The organism is Roseateles asaccharophilus (genome assembly GCF_004362405.1).
In the GTDB taxonomy this organism is placed as follows: Bacteria; Pseudomonadota; Gammaproteobacteria; order Burkholderiales; family Burkholderiaceae_C; genus Kinneretia; species Kinneretia asaccharophila.
On the sequence record NZ_SNXE01000009.1, the window covers coordinates 16073 to 31277 of the forward strand.

A 15205-nucleotide genomic window follows, 5' to 3' on the forward strand; every position below is an offset into this window, starting at 1 on the left:
TCAGATGCCGCTCTTGATCGGGATGGTGCGGCGGCCGCCGCCCCCGAACAGGCTGGTGTCGTGGCTCTGGCCCTCGGAGCAGCCGTTGCCGAAGCTGAAGCCGCAGCCGCCGCGCAGCTCGTAGGCGTTTTCCGCGTACTCGCGGTGGCTGCTGGGAATGACGAAGCGGTCCTCGTAGTTGGCGATGGCCATGATCTGGTACATGTCCTCCACCTCGCGCTTGAGCAGGCCCACCTGGTCCAGCACGGACCAATCGTCCACCCCCTCCACATGCTTGGCGCGCTGGTAGGCGCGCATGGCCAGCATGCGCTCCAGGGCGCGCTCCACCGGCGCCACATCACCGGCGGTCAGCATATTGGCGAGGTACTGCACCGGGATGCGCAGCTGGCTCACATCAGGGATGGCACCCTTGCTGGCCAGATGGCCGGCGTGGGCGGCCGCGCTGACGGGCGAGAGCGGCGGCACATACCAGACCATGGGCAGGGTGCGGTACTCGGGGTGCAGGGGCAGGGCCACCTTCCAGTCCACCGCCATCTTGTAGACGGGGCTCTTCTTGGCCGCTTCCAGCCAGGCCTCGGGCACGCCGTCGCGGCGCGCCTGCTCGATGACCTGCGGATCATGGGGGTCCAGGAAGACGTCGAGCTGGGCCTGGTAGAGCTCCTTGTCGTTCTCCACCGCGGCGGCCGCCTCGATGCGGTCGGCGTCATAGAGCAGCACGCCCAGGTAGCGGATGCGGCCCACGCAGGTTTCCGAACACACGGTGGGCTGGCCGGCCTCGATGCGCGGGTAGCAGAAGATGCACTTCTCGGCCTTGCCGCTCTGCCAGTTGTAGTAGATCTTCTTGTAGGGGCAGCCCGAGACGCACATGCGCCAGCCACGGCACTTGTCCTGGTCGATCAGCACGATGCCGTCTTCCTCGCGCTTGTAGATCGAGCCCGAGGGGCAGGACGCCACGCAGGCCGGATTCAGGCAGTGCTCGCACAGGCGCGGCAGGTACATCATGAAGGTGTTCTCGAAGCGCCCGTAGATCTCCTTCTGGATGTCCTCGAAGTTCGGGTCCTTGCTGCGCTTGGAGAACTCGCCACCCAGGATCTCCTCCCAGTTGGGGCCCCACTCGATCTTCTCCATGCGCTGGCCGGTGATCAGGCTGCGCGGACGCGCGGTGGGCGCGGCCTTGGACTTGGGCGCCGACTGCAGATGCTCGTAGTCGAAGGTGAAGGGCTCGTAGTAGTCGTCGATCTGTGGCAGATGGGGATTGGCGAAGATGCGCATCAGCAGCTTCCACTTGCCGCCCTGACGCGGCTCGATGCTGCCGTCGGCCTTGCGCTGCCAGCCGCCATGCCACTTGTCCTGGTTCTCCCATTCCTTGGGATAGCCGATGCCCGGCTTGGACTCGACGTTGTTGAACCAGGCGTATTCCATGCCCGGGCGGTTGGTCCAGACGTTCTTGCAGGTGACCGAACAGGTGTGGCAGCCAATGCACTTGTCCAGGTTCAGCACCATGCCGATTTGTGCACGTACCTTCATGCTGTTGCTCCTTGGGCCGAAGCCTCTTCATCGAGCCAATCGACCTTGGCCATCTTGCGCACCAGCACGAACTCGTCGCGGTTGGTGCCAATCGTTCCGTAGTAGTTGAAGCCGTAGCTCAGCTGGGCGTAGCCGCCGATCATGTGGGTGGGCTTGACCACGATGCGGGTCACCGAGTTGTGGATGCCGCCGCGGGTGCCGGTGATCTCGGAGCCCGGCGTGTTGATGATCTTTTCCTGGGAGTGGTACATCATCACCATGCCGTTGTTGACGCGCTGGCTCACCACGGCCCGGGCCGCGATGGCGCCGTTGCTGTTGTAGAGCTCCACCCAGTCGTTGTCGGCGATGCCGGCGCTGCGGGCATCGTCCTCGCTGAGCCAGACCACCGAGCCGCCACGGTTGAGCGTGAGCATCAGCAGGTTGTCGCTGTAGGTGCTGTGGATGCCCCACTTCTGGTGCGGCGTGATGAAGTTGAGCGCGATCTCCTTGTGCCCATTGGGCTTGACCCCGTGCACATCGACCAGGGCCTTCATGTCCACCGGTGGGCGGTAGCTGCTGAAGCCCTCGCCGAAGGCCTGCAGCCAGGGGTGGTCCTGGTAGAACTGCTGGCGGCCGGTCAGGGTGCGCCAGGGGATCAGCTCATGCACATTGGTGTAGCCGGCGTTGTAGGAGACCTTCTCGCTCTCCAGGCCCGACCAGGTGGGCGAGCTGATGATCTTGCGCGGCTGCGCCTGGATATCGCGGAAGCGGATCTTCTCGTCCTCGCGATGCAGGGCCAGATGGGCATGCTCGCGGCCGGTCTGCTTAGACAGCGCCTCCCAGGCCTTGACCGCGACATGGCCATTGGTCTCGGGCGCCAGCATCAGCACCACCTCGGTGGCATCGATATCGCTGACGATGCGCGGCATGCCCTGGGTGACACCTTCCTCGCGCACCACGCCGTTGAGCTCACCCAGCTGCTGCACCTCGTCCTGGGTGTTCCAGGCAATGCCCTTGCCGCCATTGCCCACCTTGCTCATCAGGGGGCCCAGCGCGGTGAAGCGCTTGTACAGATTCGGATAGTCGCGCTCGACCACGGCCATCTGCGGCGCGGTCTTGCCCGGAATCAGATCGCACTCGCCCTTCTTCCATTCCTTCACATCAAAGGGCTGGGCCAGCTCGGCCGGGCTGTCATGCATCAGCGGGGTCAGCACCAGCTCCTTCTCCACGCCCAGATGGCCCACGCAGAGCTCGCTGAACTTCTTGGCAAAGCCCTTGTAGATCTCCCAGTCGCTGCGCGACTGCCAGGCCGGGTCCACCGCCGTGGACAGCGGATGGATGAAGGGGTGCATATCACTGGTGTTGAGATCGTTCTTCTCGTACCAGGTGGCGGTGGGCAGCACGATGTCGGAGTACAGACAGGTGGTGCTCATGCGGAAGTCCAGCGTGACCAGCAGGTCCAGCTTGCCTTCCGGCGCCTTGTCATGCCACTGCACTTCCTGAGGCTTGGCATCGTCCGTGCCGAGATCCTTGCCCTGCACGCCATTGGTCGTGCCCAGCAGATGCTTGAGGAAGTACTCATGCCCCTTGCCCGATGAGCCCAGGATGTTGGAGCGCCACACAAACATATTGCGCGGCCAGTTGGCCGGGTTGTCCGGGTCCTCGCAGCTCATGCGCAGCGAGCCGTCCTTGAGCGACTGCACCGCAAAGTCCTTGGCATCGACACCGGCGGCCTGCGCCTGCTTGACCAGCTCGATGGGGTTGGTCTGCAGCTGCGGCGCCGAAGGCAGCCAGCCCATGCGCTCGGCGCGCACGTTGTAGTCGATCAGGCTGCCACCGAACTTCTTCTTGTCGGCCAGGGGCGAGAGCACCTCGGCCACATCGAGCTTCTCGTAGCGCCACTGGTCGGTGTGGGCGTAGAAGAAGCTGGTGGAGTTCTGCTGGCGCGGCGGGCGGATCCAGTCCAGCGCAAAGGCCAGCGCGGTCCAGCCGGTCTGCGGGCGCAGCTTTTCCTGACCCACATAGTGCGCCCAGCCACCGCCGCTCTGGCCGATGCAGCCGCACATCATCAGCATATTGATGATGCCGCGGTAGTTCATATCGGCGTGGTACCAGTGGTTCATCGCCGCGCCGATGATCACCATGGCCTTGCCATGGGTCTTGTCGGCGGTGTCGGCAAACTCGCGTGCCACCTGGGTGATCTGGGCCGCCGGCACGCCGGTGATGTGCTCGGCCCAGGCGGGGGTGTAGGGCTTGTTGTCCTCGTAGCGCTTCGGGCAGTCGTCGCCCAGGCCGCGGTCCACCCCGTACTGCGCCACTTGCAGATCGAAGACGGTGGCGACCAGCACCTCCTCGGCGCCCTCATGCTTGCCCAGCTTGAGCCGCACGGCGGGCACGCGGCGCAGGATCACGTCCTGCTGCTTGTTGTGCTGGAAGTGCGGGGTCTCCACACCGCCGAAGTAGGGAAAGCCCACCTCGACCAGCTCATGCGCCTGGGCCTCGCCCTCCAGCGCGCTCAGCCGCAGCTTCACATCCGCTCCGGCATTGGCCTCCTTGCTCTCCAGGTTCCACTTGCCCCCGTCCTCGCGGCCATTGGGGCCCCAGCGGAAGCCGATGGAACCGTTGGGCACCACCACCTTGCCCTGGGCGTCAAAGGCCAGGGTCTTCCACTCGGGGTTGTTGGCCTGGTGCAGCTTGGCGCCAAAGTCGCTGGCGCGCAGATAGTGGTCGGGCACCAGCACATCGCGCCCGTCGGGCGTGGTCTGCTTCTTGAGCCGCACGATCATGGGCAGATCGGTGTAGCGGCGGGCGTAGTCGTCGAAGTAGCTGGAGCGCTTCTCGAAGTAGAACTCCTTGAGAATCACATGGCCCATGGCCATGGCGATGGCGGCATCGGTGCCCTGCTTGGGATGCAGCCAGATATCGGCCAGCTTGGAGATCTCGGCGTAGTCCGGGGTGATGGCCACCGTCTTGGCGCCCTTGTAGCGCACCTCGGTGAAGAAGTGCGCGTCCGGCGTGCGCGTCTGCGGCACATTGGAGCCCCAGGCGATGATGTAGTTGGAGTTGTACCAGTCGGCACTCTCCGGCACATCGGTCTGCTCGCCCCAGATCATGGGGCTGGCCGGCGGCAGATCGCAGTACCAGTCGTAGAAGCTCATGCACACGCCGCCCATCAGGCTCAGATACCGGCTGCCGGCGGCATAGCTGATCATGGACATGGCCGGGATGGGCGAGAAGCCGATCACGCGGTCCGGGCCGTGCTTCTTGACGGTGTAGATATTGGCGCTGGCGATGATCTCGTTGACCTCGTCCCAGCTGGCCCGTACGAAGCCGCCCAGACCACGGTCCTTCTGCCACTCGCGGCGCTGCTCGGTGTTCTCGACGATATGGGCCCAGGCATCCACCGGCGTCTTGGCCACGGCACGCGCAGCCCGCCAGTGCTTGAGCAGGGAGCCACGCACCATGGGGTACTTCACGCGGTTGGCGCTGTAGAGGTACCAGCTGTAGGAGGCACCGCGGGCGCAGCCGCGCGGCTCGTGGTTGGGCAGATCGGGGCGGGTGCGGGGATAGTCGGTCTGCTGGGTTTCCCAGGTGACGATGCCGCCCTTCACATAGATCTTCCACGAGCAGGAACCGGTGCAGTTGGTGCCGTGGGTGGAACGCACGATCTTGTCGTGCGCCCAGCGGTTGCGGTAGGCGTCTTCCCAGGTGCGGTCTTCGCCGTTGGTACGGCCGTGGCCGTCGGCGAAGTCCTCCTTGGCTTGAGCGAAGTAGCTCAGTCGATCGAGGAAATGGCTCATGGTCTAGGTCCTTCTTGGGGAATGTGTTCGTGCTCAGGCACCGAGCAGCGACCAGGCGGCATAGCCGCCGATCAGCAGGCCCAGCAATCCGTTAAGCGGCCGCGTGCTCTCGCCCGCGCCGGGCAGGAAGAGGCTGTCGATGCGCATCGCCTCGGTCAGCGGCGAGCGCAGGAACACCGCGGCGATCAACACCAGGCCGTAGGCGATGGCGAGGAGGTGGATGAAGCTGGGGGTGCCCATGTGCAGCTCCTTGGGGCTCAGGCCGGCTGGCCCAGGTCGACGCGCTTCATGCGCTCCTTCTCGGCCTCGGGCAGCGCATCCCACCAGGTGCCGCCGGCATTGCCGTAGTCATAGCGCTCGGCGCCCTGGCGGGTGTAGTACCACCAGTTGATGGCCAGGGAGTAGACGTAGAAGACCGCGCAGCCGATGAAGAAGGCATTCACCGCACCGGTCTTGTCGATCGAGGTGGCGATCAGCGCATTCCACACAAAGGGACCGAAAGCCGCCCAGGCGCCGGTCCAGCCCAGCATCTGCGCCCCCTTGGCCGGGGAGTAGGCGAACACGATGGGGTACTGACGGAAGGTCGCGGCATTGTTGATGCCCGACATCAGGAAGATCCACAGCATGCCGTAGAGGAAGCCGCTGAACTGCTCCACGCTGCTCGGTGTCAGGTAGCCACCAGCCACCAGATAGACCACGCCGGCAATCTGGCCGATGGTCGTCCACTGCATGCCCTTGGAGCCGCCAATCTTGTCGAAGAAGCCGCCGGTGGCCACGCGCACCAGGCCGCCGAGCAGCGGGCCGATGAAGGCATAGGCCAGGGGATCGGGCGCGCCGTCGAAGCCGCCGTACAGCGTCTTGATCAGCATCGGGAAGGCCGCCGAGAAGCCCGAGAAGGATCCGAAAGAGCAGATATAGGTCATCGTGCAATTCCAGGTGTGGGTGCGGGCGCGGTTGCGGCTGGAGAGGATCTCGAACTGGCCCATGAAGCCGCGCGTGGGCAGCTGCAGGCTGCGCAGGAAGATCACCGAGAGCACGAAGGCCAGCAGCAGGAAGGGCACCCAGATGAAGGCGGCGTTCTGCAGCCACATGCCCTTCTTGACCACATTGCGCAGCGCCACGTCGCTGATCTCACCGGCAGGGTTGCGCTTCACATCCAGCGCCACACCCTTGCTCGTGGCGACCTCGGTGATGCGGCCGGACTCGTCCTTCTTCACCGCGGCCTTGATCGGCTTGACGGTGTCGGTCGCCTTCAGGATGACATCCTTGATGCGGCCGTCTTCACCGCGAACCACCTCGATGGCCCCGGCGTACTCGGCATTCGCGACCTGCACATCCCTGACGATGCCGGCCTCCTTGGTCACCGCAAGAGCACCCTTGATCGGGTCAGCCTTGGTGAAAACCTGTGGGCCGCCGACCACCGTCCCCAGGGCAGCAAAGCCGATGATCCAGGGGGCGACGAACTGGACGATGGAGACACCGAAGTTGCCCAGGCCGGCCTGTATGCCCATGGCCGTGCCCTGCAGCCGCTTCGGGAAGAAGATGCTGGTGGAGGGCATGAAGGACGAGAAGTCGCCGCCGCCCATGCCGCACAGGAAGCCGATGATCATGAAGGTCGCCCAGGGCGTGCTGAGGTCCTGGATGGCGTAGCCCAGCCAGACCATGGGGATGATCTTCAGGACGGTGGCCACGCTGATCACGGCGCGCGTGCCGAGCAGCGGGATGAAGTTCGAATGGATCAGGCGCAGGATGCCCGAGGCCAGGCCGGGAATCGCGGCCAGCCAGAACAGCTCGGACGTCGTGAACTTGAAGCCGATGGCTGGCATGCGCACCACCACCGCACTCATCACGAACCAGGTGGCGAAGCTGAAGATCAGCGAGAAGGTGGTGACACCGCAGGTGCGCCAGGCCAGGGCACTGCCCTGCTCGCGCCAGAAGTCCGGATCTTCCGGCTTCCAGTTTTGGATTCTTGCCATGGGGATTCCTTGGTTGGGGAGGGCGGCACGCTCACGCGCGCCGCCTCAGGAAGCTGTTGCGTCGGGTGCGGTCGGCTCAGTGCTTGAAAGAGCGACTCAGCGGAGACGCCGGCGCCTTGGCGCCCATCACCTCGGTCTTGCGCACCTCGGTCCAGTACATCCAGATCAGGGACACCCAGACCACGCCGTACATCAGCATGAAGGCGCTGGAGCGCACGCCGGTCAGGTCCATCAGGGCGCCGAACATGATGGGCAGGATGAAGCCGCCCAGGCCGCCGGCCAGGCCGACGATGCCGCTGATGGTGCCGATGTTGTGGCCGTAGTCGTCGCTGATGTACTTGAACACGCTGGCCTTGCCGAAGGCCCAGGCGATGCCCAGGATGAACATCAGGCCGGTGAAGGCATAGACGTTCAGGCCGATGTGAAAGGTCTTGGCGCCGTTGACCGTCATCACGGTGAAGTCGGTCTGCGGATAGGACAGGATGAACAGGCAGATCCAGCTCACCCACATCACCCACCAGGTGACGCTGTGGGCGCCGTACTTGTCCGAAAGCCAGCCGCCGATGGCGCGCAGCACGCCACCGGGCAGGGAAAAGCAGGCGGCCAGCAGGGCGGCCACCCGGATGTCCAGGCCGTACTCACCCACGTAGTACTGCACCATCCACAGGCTCAGGGCCACATAGCCGCCGAACACGATGCTGTAGTACTGGCAGTACTTCAGCACCTTGGGATCCTTCAGCGCCTTGAGCTGACTCATGAAGCTGGCATTGCTGGCCACCAGATGTCGATCATCGGAATGGCTGAAGAACCAGAACAGGATGGCCGTGCCCAGCAGCACCGCGGCATAGACATGGGGCACCATGGTCCAGCCGAATGCCACCACCAGCACGGGTGCGACGAACTTGTTCACCGCCGCGCCCGAGTTGCCGGCGCCGAACACGCCCATCGCAAAGCCCTGGCGCTGCTTGGGGAACCAGCGCGCGACATAGGGCGTGCCCACCGAGAAGCTGCCACCGGCCAGGCCGACGAACAGGCCGATGACCAGGAAGTGCCAGTAGGCGGTGGCATAGCTCATCAGCCAGATCGGGATCACGCAGGCCAGCATCAAGGCAAAGAACACGATGCGGCCGCCGAACTTGTCCGTCCAGATGCCCAGGGGCACGCGGATCAGGGAGCCGGTGAGCACCGGTGTGGCGGTCAGCAGACCGAACTCGGTGGCATTCAGGCCGAGCTGCTTCTTGATCGGGATGCCGATGACGCCGAACATCATCCACACCATGAAACACACGGTGAAGGCCAGGGTGCTGACGATCAGCACCGAAATGGCCCGCCCGGAACCGGCGGCGGTTTGATTCGAACCCTGCTCAGCGCCCATATGCGCACTCCTCTGAATGGGATGAACGCACTGTAGGAATGAGGGCGGCGCGGCGACATCCTCCTCTCGCGCTGGCGCAGACCGGCAGAAGAACTAGTGCACCACAGCGGCGCTAGTACCAAGGAACTAGACGGCGCCGCTGAGCGAGCGGAACTTGCAGCAGATCAAAACAGCAAAGGCCGCGCCGGTGTTCGATGGGGGCTGTGCGGGCCTGCGCCCGCCCCGCTTGCGCCAACGAGGTTCGCCATGACAGCTGCCACCCAAGCTTCCGGCCTGCGCCCAGCACCACCCCCGCAAGGCATGCGGGTGCCAACGCTGCACCGAACGGCCGGCGCGCCCGCCCCGGCGCCCAACGCCTATCGCGCCAGCCTGCGCGCCGCCCTGCTCCATGCCTGCCGGCCCTGGGCCTTGGACGCATGGACGGTGGCGGCTCTGGCAGCCCTGGGCCAGGGACAGCGCTGCCGCGAGGGCGCACGCATCGTCGTTGCGGGTGAGGCCCCGGCCAGCAGCCTGTGGCTGCTGGTGTCCGGCCGCGTCAGCCTGGGCCAGCTCGACGGCCATGCGCGCTGGCGCCAGAGCCGCGAGCTGCACGCGGGCGACTGGATCGACGCCGGCAGTGCCTGGACGGGCGCCAGCCCGGCAGAAACCGCCCTGGCCCTGGAGCCCTGCCTAGTGCATGAGTTCCCGATGTCGGCGCTGCTGCCGCTGTGCGCCGAGCACGCCGATCTGACCCGCGCCCTGCTGGCCTGCGTGGCCACGCGCGGCCGCGAGGCGGTGCTGGAGCGCCAGGCCCTGATGACCCAGGACATCATGGGCCGCCTGGCCAGCTGGCTGCTGCAGCACGCCACGCCGCAGGCCGATGGCCGTGCGAGCCTGCAGCTGCGTCAGCAGAAGAAGGACCTGGCCTCCGAGCTCGGGGTCACGCCCGAAACCCTGTCGCGCAGCCTGCGCCAGCTGCAGCAGCAGGGCCTGCTGGATATGAAGGGCTACCGGCTCAGCTTCACTGACCTGCCAGGGCTTCAGCAGCTCGCCGAGCGCCGACCAACGCGCGATCTGCGCTGAGCCCTCCCGTGGGGATCCTCAGCGCGGGACGCTAGCCTCCGGTTCGGTGCCGATGCGGTGCAAGTTCCTGCAACCCGGCCGGCAGCCGGCGCTCGTGCGGGAGGAAATCCAGCACCAGTCCGCCATGGCTGGGGACGAAGCGCTCGGCTTCGCTGCTTGAAGCCAGCGTTGGCAGATTGCCGCGATATCGCTGCGCTGTCGGCCGACGGCGTAGCGCGAGAAAGAGACGGGCGCTGGAGTTTCAGGTGTTAGGGGCATCGTGCGCGCGACGGCCGCGTTGCGGGTGCGCCATGGTGACAGGCTGGGCCACGGCTCGCGCTCGCGGGGCCAGACGCGGCGTTGGCAGTAGCTCGGCCAAGGTATGGGCATCCAGTTGCTCGAGGAACGCAGCCAGGGCCTTGTTGAAGATGCCTGTCAGGCGGCACTGGCCGGTGAGCGTGCAGGCATTGAGCTCGCCCAGGCATTCGACCAGATAGAAGTCCGGCTCGATGCTGCGCACCAGTTCGCCAAGCTGAATATCCTCGGGCGCCAGCGCCAGCTTCATGCCGCCGCCCTTGCCGCGCACCGTGGTGATCCAGCCGCCCAGACCCAGCTGATGGGTGATCTTGGTCAGATGCGCTTCCGAGATGCCGTAGACCTGCGCCACTTCTGCCGTGGTGCACAGCCGCTCCGGGTTGCGGCCGAGGTGGATCAGCAGGCGCAGCGCGTAGTCGGTCATCGTCGTCAGACGCATCGTGGCACTCCTCTTGTTTGCTCAGCCGGGCTGGCCATCAGCACGCGGGCGCAGCAGTATCGGTGCATAGCGCCACAGGTAGAGGGAGAAGGCCAGCGTCCACAGCAAGGCAGAGAGTTGCACCGCCGCCATCAGCCCGGCCGGCCAAAGCAAGGGCAGCAGCACGCGCACCAGCGCAGCGCCCAGCATCGCCAGGAAGGCGCCCTGCTCGAAGGGGCCGGCGCGCAGCGGCCGGCCGGTATGGCCGAGTGCGGTACGGGTGATCATGCCCACCGTGATCATGCCGATCACGCCAAGCGTCAGCGCATGGGTGGCCGGCCCGACGGCCATCCAGCCCATTTCAGCCGCCGCGCGCAGACCCAGGTGCACCGGCAGCCACAGATAGGCCGCATGCAGCACCCAGACCAGGGCGTTGCGCAGCGTCTTCCACGGCTGCCAGAGCAGCCAGCGCCACAGATGCGCAAGCAAGGCGACAAGCAGCGCCGCCGCCAGCAGCGGGCCGCGCACGCCCAGGGCGTCCAGCGCCAGCAGCGCCAGCACGCTGCCAAGCGCGGCCTTCTCGACCCGTGGATCCCGCCTGGCCTGCATGCGCGGCACGCCGTTGTTCGAGAACATCGGCACCACCCGGCCGGCCATCACGGCAATCATGAAGAGCACGAAGTCCAGGGCCAGCGGCAGTCCCAGGCCATGACTCAGCGCAGCGGGCAGTGGCAGCTGGCCCATCAGGTGCAGATGCAGCACGCCGGTGGCCACGCCCATGGCCAGCAGCAGGCCGACAAAGAAGTAGTTGCGGCTGTTGCCACCCGCATGCAGAGCCCGCCACAAGCCCCAGGCGGCCAGCCAGGGCACCGCCATATTGACCACAAGCGAAGCCCAGGCCCAGGGGCTGAGCACCAGCACGCGTGCCAGCAGCCACAGCGCAGCCAGCGCCATCAGCGGCCGGCCTGTAGGCGTGGGCTCGCCCGACCAGTTGCGCCCGGCGGTGAACAGGAAGCCGATGATCACCGCCAGCGCATAGCCGAAGACCATCTCATGACCATGCCAGGCGGCGCCCTTCAGCCAGGCTTGGCCCAGCGCGCCGCTGAACTGTAGCGCCCACAAGGGCACGCTCAGCGCGGCAAATGCAGCAGCAAGCAGATAGAAGGGACGAAAGCCCAACTGCCAGAGCGCGAAGCCGCCGCGCCGCACCGGGCGTGGTTCCTGAAGGGGAATGAAGACGCTGCTCATGATGCGTGATGCTGCGCTGCTCAGTGCCCGCCGCCACCGCAGCCGCCACAGCAGCCCTTGGCGGCCAGGCGGGTGATGCGGCTGCGCCATTGCAGGGGGCTGTTCTCCAGGGGCTGCCAGTCATGCTGCCGGGCCCATTGCGCGATGAACTCGGCGCGCAGCGGGCGCGGTTCATGGTCAGTGATCAACTCAAGACAGCCGCCCACCGGCAACGCAGAGAAGGCAAGCAGCACGGCTTGCTCGCGCTCAGCGGCAGGCAGAAGCCGGGCGTCCAGAACGGCAGATACAAGCACGTCTTCCATCGATCGACTCCATAAGATGCATATTCGATGTACCTATTGTGCGCAGCAAGCCACCTCAAAAGCAATATTTAGAATAAACCTTTTGAGTCAGGACAAGGAGGCTCCGATCTCTGGGATTCAATATGCGCCCATGAGTGACAACACCCCAAACCGGACCCGCCCTCTGGTCTACAGCTGCTCGGGCTGTTCCGATGCTGCCCAGCTGGCCAATCAGCTGGCGCTGCGCCTGGACCGCGCCGGTCTGGCCGAGATGTCCTGTATTGCGGGTGTTGGCGGTGGCGTTCCCAGCCTGGTTCGCAAGGCACAGGAGGCAGTCGCTACCGGGCGCGCGGTGCTGGCACTGGATGGCTGTGCCCTGGCATGCACCCGGGCCTGTCTGGCCACGCGGGGCCTGGCGCCCAGCCGGCATGTGCGCCTGCAAGAGCTGGGCGTACGCAAGCATTACCACCAGGACTTCGATGCTCAGCAGGCGGATGAGCTGTTCGCACAGCTCGCTGCAGAACTCACCACTGCCGCCTGACTCTCAGCCCAGACCCTGCTCGCTGCCCCAGACGGCGGCCTGCACGCGCGAGCTCAGATTGAGCTTGCGCAGGATGTTCTGCACATGGATCTTGACCGTGGTTTCGGCAATGCCCAGGCTGCGCGCGATCTCCTTGTTGCTGGCACCTCGTGCCAGCTCCCGCAGGGCCTCGCGCTCGCGCGGCGAGAGCGCCTGCAGCTCCGCCGTCGGGGCCGGGCCGCTGGCGCTGGTGGCCGGCCTACTGGCCGGCACGGCGCTGCTGGCGCGAAAGGCACGCACCAGCTTGTGCATCATCTCGGGGCTCACCACCGACTCCCCGGCCATCGCCCGACGTATGGCGGCCGCCAGATCGGGGCCGTCCATGGTCTTGAGCAGATAGCCGGCGGCACCGGCGCGCAGGGCGGCCGCCAAGTCTTCCTCATCCTCGCTTACCGTCAGCATCAGGAACAGGGTACGCGGTGCGGCCTCGATCAGGCCGGGCAAGAGCTCCACGCCCTTGACACCCGGCATGTGGTTGTCCAGAAGGACGACGTCGGGCTGCACCGTGCGCAAGAGGCGCAGGGCCTCGCTGCCATCGCTGGCCTCGGCCACCACGGCCAGATCCGACTCCAGGGCCAGCAAGGCCACCAGACCGCGGCGAAACAGACGGTGGTCATCCACCACCATGAGGCTCACGCCACGCACCTCGCTCAACTGCGGGCTCGAATTCATGCCGCCTCCCGTTGATTCAATGCCGCAGCCCCTGTCTGGCGCGGCAGCTCCAACCGCACCCGCGTGCCCTCGCCGGGTCGACTCTCGACCGAGACCTTCGCACCAATGCGAGCGGCGCGCTCGCGCATGATCTGCAGCCCAACCTGGGCATCGGCCTCGCCCGGGCTGCGCTGCGCGAAGCCGCGTCCGTTGTCCAGCACCTCAAAGACCCAGTTCGGCGCCTGGTGCACGCGCAGCTCCACATGGCTGGCCCCGGAATGCTTGCGCGCATTCGACAAGGCCTCCTGCACCACATGCAGCACCTGCACCTGCAGATCCGGTGCCAGCGGCAGCGCCGTGCCGCTGATGCTGATGGAGGTTTCGATGCCGCTCTGGCGCTGGAACTTGGCCAGGGTGCTGCGCAGCGCATGCTCGATGTCCTCGTGCTCCGAGCGCGTGCGGAAGTGCAAGAGCAGCTCACGCACATCGGCATAGCTCTCGCGCACGCCGGCATCGATCTCGCTCAAGGTGCTCGCTATCTTTTCTTGCTCCGACTTGCCCAGGGCGTCGCGCAGCAGCGCGACCTGAATCTTCAGGAAGGCCAGGGACTGTGCAATCGAATCGTGCAGCTCCTGCGCCAGCAGCTGGCGTTCCTGGCGCACCGCCAGCTCACGCTCGCCCGCTGCCAAGCGCAGGTTCTCCAGCTGCGTGGCCACATGGCCCACCAGGGCGTCCACCAGCTGACGCTCGCTCAGCGACATCTGACGATCGGCATGGAAGAAGAGTTCCACCTCGCCCATCTCATGCTGGGCCGTTCGCATGGGAACCAGCATCACGGTCTGATAGCCCATGGCTTCGCAATGACGCAGGGAGGGCGGACCGATCTCCCGGATGGGAATCACGCGCGGTCCCGCTTCGCTGCCCGGTCCGGGGCCGCAGGCACAGCTGCCCACGGTGATGCAGCGCTCCGCTTCCAGCATGGCCTGCGGCAGACCACTGTGGGCCAGCATATGCATGCGTTGCCCGGCCTGATCCAGCAGGCGCACCGCCACCGCGTCCGCGCCCGCCACCTCGGCCAGCTTGCCCGCGAAGGCCTGGGCCAGGGGCTCCAGCTGGGTCTCGGTGCTGCCCATCAGGGCCACCTCGTAGAGCGAGGCCAGGCGCTGGTTCTGCCGCGCCAGATCCGCCGTCTTCTCCGCGACCCGGTCTTCCAGTCCGCGGTAGCTGCGCTGCAAGTTGTCGGCCATGCGATTGAAACCGCGCGCCAGCACGGCGAACTCGGTCACCGAGTTGCGCTCGTCAATGCGCTGCGAGAAGTCGCGCCGGGCCATATCGGCCAGACCATCGCGCAGGCGCTGCAGGGGCCGCACGATCCAGACCAGGGTGCCGGAGACAAAGGCCACCGAGGCGCCGACCACCAGCACCACCAGGCCCAGGCATAGCGCGCCCAGGATGGCGGTGCGGCTGGCAATCGTGCGCTCGATGGCGCCCACCAGGCCATCGACCGTGGCCACCATGGCATCGGCCTCAGCCCGCAACTCGGACGGCGCGGGCCTGGCCATCAAGAGCGCTCGCAGGGACTGCCAGTGCTGCTCCACCGCGCTCATGCCCTCTTGGCATTCGTCCGTCGTGGGCAGGAACAGCGGGCGCTCCACATCGCCCTGGCGCAGGCGCTGCACCATGGCATCAAACTGCTGCACGGACGCCTGCATCTGTGCGGCGGAGGCGCCGGCCCCATGGTCCAGCACCAGGCGATAGGTCGCCATGCGCATGCGGCCGGCCTCGTTGATGGCCCCCGCGCCCCCCTCCAGCTGCCAGGACACCCAGAGCGTGAAGGCAATGGAGGCCAGGGCCACGCTCATGAAAGTGGTCTGGATCAGCGCCAGTTTGCCGGCCAGGCTGCGCAGAAGTCTATGCATCGCGCCAGCCTAGCGAGGCGGCCACGCAGACGGATTGACTCACATCAAGACGCGCGCGCTCGCCAAGGCCGGCCAGACCTGGCCGGGAGGCTCCC

General features: G+C 66.2%; 12 protein-coding genes. 2 read left to right on the forward strand and 10 right to left on the reverse strand.

Annotation, left to right across the window (positions count from 1 at the left end; all coding sequences use genetic code 11):
• The 5 genes from narH to DFR39_RS16560 all read right to left on the reverse strand — a co-directional run bounded on the left by narH (position 1) and on the right by DFR39_RS16560 (position 8657).
• Positions 1-1527: a nitrate reductase subunit beta gene (gene narH / locus DFR39_RS16540; RefSeq protein WP_133604958.1), complete on the reverse strand. Its 1527-nt coding sequence runs from the start codon at positions 1525-1527 to the stop codon at positions 1-3.
• Positions 1524-5306 carry a nitrate reductase subunit alpha gene (locus DFR39_RS16545; RefSeq protein WP_133604959.1) on the reverse strand — a complete coding sequence of 1261 codons (3783 nt, stop codon included), beginning with the start codon at positions 5304-5306 and terminating at the stop codon, positions 1524-1526. Before DFR39_RS16545 ends, narH begins: the two co-directional genes overlap by 4 nt.
• Positions 5307-5339: 33 nt before the next feature.
• Entirely contained in the window at positions 5340-5546 is a 207-nt protein-coding gene (locus tag DFR39_RS16550) for a hypothetical protein (protein ID WP_133604960.1), read from the reverse strand.
• Positions 5547-5563: 17 nt separating this feature from the next.
• Positions 5564-7282 (reverse strand): MFS transporter, encoded by a 1719-nt coding sequence (locus DFR39_RS16555; RefSeq protein WP_133604961.1) that lies wholly within the window; start codon positions 7280-7282, stop codon positions 5564-5566.
• Positions 7283-7358: 76 nt separating this feature from the next.
• Positions 7359-8657 (reverse strand): MFS transporter, encoded by a 1299-nt coding sequence (locus DFR39_RS16560; RefSeq protein ID WP_133604962.1) that lies wholly within the window; start codon positions 8655-8657, stop codon positions 7359-7361.
• Between the two features lie 246 nt (positions 8658-8903).
• On the opposite strand from DFR39_RS16560, the gene DFR39_RS16565 reads away from it, so the two are divergent.
• Entirely contained in the window at positions 8904-9719 is an 816-nt protein-coding gene (locus DFR39_RS16565) for a Crp/Fnr family transcriptional regulator (RefSeq protein ID WP_133604963.1), read from the forward strand.
• Positions 9720-9960: 241 nt separating this feature from the next.
• Here the strand turns inward: DFR39_RS16565 and DFR39_RS16570 are convergent, their stop codons facing one another.
• The 3 genes from DFR39_RS16570 to DFR39_RS16580 are packed head-to-tail and all read right to left on the reverse strand — an operon-like array spanning position 9961 to position 11981.
• Complete coding sequence (locus DFR39_RS16570) at positions 9961-10452, reverse strand: RrF2 family transcriptional regulator (protein WP_133604964.1); 492 nt, start codon at positions 10450-10452, stop codon at positions 9961-9963.
• 21 nt (positions 10453-10473) lie between these two features.
• Positions 10474-11679 (reverse strand): NnrS family protein, encoded by a 1206-nt coding sequence (locus DFR39_RS16575; protein WP_133604965.1) that lies wholly within the window; start codon positions 11677-11679, stop codon positions 10474-10476.
• 20 nt (positions 11680-11699) lie between these two features.
• On the reverse strand, positions 11700-11981 hold the full coding sequence (locus DFR39_RS16580) for a DUF2249 domain-containing protein (RefSeq protein ID WP_133604966.1): 282 nt from the start codon (positions 11979-11981) through the stop codon (positions 11700-11702).
• 130 nt (positions 11982-12111) lie between these two features.
• On the opposite strand from DFR39_RS16580, the gene DFR39_RS16585 reads away from it, so the two are divergent.
• A complete protein-coding gene (locus DFR39_RS16585; RefSeq protein WP_133604967.1) occupies positions 12112-12501 on the forward strand; it encodes a putative zinc-binding protein in 390 nt (129 codons plus the stop codon).
• A gap of 3 nt (positions 12502-12504) precedes the next feature.
• Here the strand turns inward: DFR39_RS16585 and DFR39_RS16590 are convergent, their stop codons facing one another.
• Both DFR39_RS16590 and DFR39_RS16595 read right to left on the reverse strand, forming a co-directional pair.
• Entirely contained in the window at positions 12505-13212 is a 708-nt protein-coding gene (locus DFR39_RS16590; protein ID WP_133604968.1) for a response regulator, read from the reverse strand.
• Positions 13209-15110 (reverse strand): type IV pili methyl-accepting chemotaxis transducer N-terminal domain-containing protein, encoded by a 1902-nt coding sequence (locus DFR39_RS16595; protein ID WP_133604969.1) that lies wholly within the window; start codon positions 15108-15110, stop codon positions 13209-13211. Before DFR39_RS16595 ends, DFR39_RS16590 begins: the two co-directional genes overlap by 4 nt.
• Positions 15111-15205 lie beyond the last annotated feature (95 nt).

Coding starts and splice junctions, on each gene's coding strand:
- DFR39_RS16585 (WP_133604967.1), top strand. CDS start 12,112: ATGAGTGACAACACCCCAAACCGGACCCGCCCTCTGGTCTACAGCTGC.
- DFR39_RS16595 (WP_133604969.1), bottom strand. CDS start 15,110: ATGCATAGACTTCTGCGCAGCCTGGCCGGCAAACTGGCGCTGATCCAG.
- DFR39_RS16570 (WP_133604964.1), bottom strand. CDS start 10,452: ATGCGTCTGACGACGATGACCGACTACGCGCTGCGCCTGCTGATCCAC.
- DFR39_RS16550 (WP_133604960.1), bottom strand. CDS start 5,546: ATGGGCACCCCCAGCTTCATCCACCTCCTCGCCATCGCCTACGGCCTG.
- DFR39_RS16545 (WP_133604959.1), bottom strand. CDS start 5,306: ATGAGCCATTTCCTCGATCGACTGAGCTACTTCGCTCAAGCCAAGGAG.
- DFR39_RS16565 (WP_133604963.1), top strand. CDS start 8,904: ATGACAGCTGCCACCCAAGCTTCCGGCCTGCGCCCAGCACCACCCCCG.
- narH (WP_133604958.1), bottom strand. CDS start 1,527: ATGAAGGTACGTGCACAAATCGGCATGGTGCTGAACCTGGACAAGTGC.
- DFR39_RS16560 (WP_133604962.1), bottom strand. CDS start 8,657: ATGGGCGCTGAGCAGGGTTCGAATCAAACCGCCGCCGGTTCCGGGCGG.
- DFR39_RS16580 (WP_133604966.1), bottom strand. CDS start 11,981: ATGGAAGACGTGCTTGTATCTGCCGTTCTGGACGCCCGGCTTCTGCCT.
- DFR39_RS16590 (WP_133604968.1), bottom strand. CDS start 13,212: ATGAATTCGAGCCCGCAGTTGAGCGAGGTGCGTGGCGTGAGCCTCATG.
- DFR39_RS16555 (WP_133604961.1), bottom strand. CDS start 7,282: ATGGCAAGAATCCAAAACTGGAAGCCGGAAGATCCGGACTTCTGGCGC.
- DFR39_RS16575 (WP_133604965.1), bottom strand. CDS start 11,679: ATGAGCAGCGTCTTCATTCCCCTTCAGGAACCACGCCCGGTGCGGCGC.